The organism is Thermogutta sp. (assembly GCF_014359955.1).
Taxonomy (GTDB): Bacteria; Planctomycetota; Planctomycetia; order Pirellulales; family Thermoguttaceae; genus Thermogutta.
Map to the genome: position 1 here is coordinate 1 of NZ_JACIYL010000740.1, position 2,200 is coordinate 2,200.

Sequence of the window (2,200 nt, forward strand, 5' to 3'; positions counted from 1 at the left end):
CGGACTCGTGAAGGCCCAATAAAGTCCGACCATGGTCACGAACAAAAGGGCTGCAAAAATGCGGTAATCGAGCAAACCTCGCCAGGCATTTTCGCCTCGGAGGGCATCCCAGGGCTTCTCCCATACCAAGGTCAGACTTTCTCGCGTGTGCTCGTGGGGGAGCAAAAGCGAAAGAATGACAATGAGTACGGACTCGATGCAGAACAAAATAAACGCCATGAAGAGGCTGTTAATTTTCAGGATTCCCATCCAGGTGAGGATGAATACGCCAACCCCGAGGAGTGAACCACCCACTAGGATGATAAACGCTGCCCGCCCCGACGTCCTCCGCCAGAACACGCCCCAGAGGAAGACCACGGCGGTGGGCGGCGCCACAACCGGGAACACATCGACCATCGCTTGAAAGATGGTGGTATCCCGGCGACCAAGGGCCATCGTCCAGGCCACCGCGATGCACATGGCGACAAATGTGGCGACGCGTCCAATCCACACCAGATGCTGGTCCGAGACATCCCCCCGCCAGCGTTTGTAAATGTCGTAGCTGAAAAGCGTGGCGATGGAATTGAGGGCCCCAGACACCGTGCTCATCAACGCTGCCAGAAGGGCGGCAATGACGATCCCTCGAAACCCGGGACCCAGCAGCAGATTGATCATGTGGGTGTATGTTTTTTGCGTATCAGGTGTGCCGTCAATGGTGGTTGGCAGCGGGGGCAACTTGCCCGTGTTGACCAGGCCCAGACAAATCACGCCCGGCAGCACAAACAAAAACACCGGCAGAATTTTGAGAAATCCAGCAAACAGAGGTCCGATTCGGGCGTGATTTTCATCGCGGGCGCCCAAAACGCGCTGCACGATCGTCTGGTCTGTGCACCAGTACCACACACCCAGCACCGGGTAGCCCAGGAAGACAGCGTACCACGTGATGCCGGTGGGATCGGCGCTGGAGCGGAGGATGCTCAGGTTCACCGGGTGAACCGCTTCTTTCAGGGCGTGCCATCCACCGATCATATTCATACCGATCCAGGTGATGCACGCCGCGCCGGTAAGAAGTACGATGGTCTGGATGGTTTCCGTCCAAACCACCGCCAGCAATCCACCGACGATGGTATAAATTCCCGTCGCACCGCACATTGCCAGAACCGTCCAGAAGCGATATTTCTCGGGGTTCCCGTTGACAAAGGCGGGAAGGATTGTTCCTTCAAGCACGATGGCGCCTGTGAGTAACGAGAAACCGATATGGACGACCACGGCCGAGAATATGGAGAGGACCGCAAGATAGTCGCGGCACGCCCGATTGTAGCGGCGTTCCAGAAAATCGGGCAACGTCGCGACATTAGCCCGCAAGTAAAACGGAGCAAAAAAGAGGGCAAGAATAATCAGCGTGAAGGCCGCCATCCACTCAAAATTTCCGTAAGTCAGGCCGGAGGTATAACCATTTTGAGCGAAACTAACGAGATGGATCGTGGAGATATTCGTCGCAAACAGGGCCATGCCGATCATTGGCCAGGGGAGCGACCTGCTTGCCAGAAAATAGTCCGTCCCTCGCACGCCCTGGCGTCGCAACCCCGCCAGACAGCCCAACAGAATAATGCCAATCAGGTATCCAAAGATGATGGTGAGATCGAGCCATGAAAGCGTGACATGGCTAAACTGACTGATTGTTCCACCCGGCTCGGCCGCAAGAGCGCGTGGACCCGCCACCAAGCCGATACCAATTCCTAACACAACCGCAAGCGTTCGAGCGAGATCTCGCGCGGACTTCGAACTGCACACGTTTGACAGAAATTGACGCCAGGTCATCCAGATCATATTTCAGTTTCCCGCATGTCATCTAGTTCGATAAAATACCGCGAGAACGATCGCCCAATTTCCCAGGGGCAACCAAGCCGTGGCCAGGAAAAACTCTGATTCTCGATCAATCTCATGACTCGAACGCGGCGTCACGGGCCAACCGATTTCGATTTCCCGGTCTCGTTGCTCTTTCATTCACTTTTGGTAAGCCGCCGATCAAAAGCGCCAATTTAGTCACGCGCTTTTCTCTCCGCAAGGTCGACCGTATTGCGATACTCCAGGCTTGTTCGGCAACTCGCCGGACGCGGCTCGGCACGTTATCATAAACAGCGTTTTCATGTTTCCTGGGCATGCTCTTTTTCGCAGGAGGTGTCCTCATGCGCTTGTGCATCCGTTACGTGCGATTGAT

At 55.5% G+C, this 2,200-nt stretch carries 1 protein-coding gene; it reads right to left on the bottom strand.

Going from position 1 to position 2,200, the window contains the following annotated elements:
* A partial coding sequence (locus H5U08_RS16490) for a sodium/solute symporter (RefSeq protein WP_297035555.1) occupies window positions 1–1,701 on the bottom strand: 1,701 nt, incomplete at its 3' end.
* Window positions 1,702–2,200: the final 499 nt, after the last annotated feature.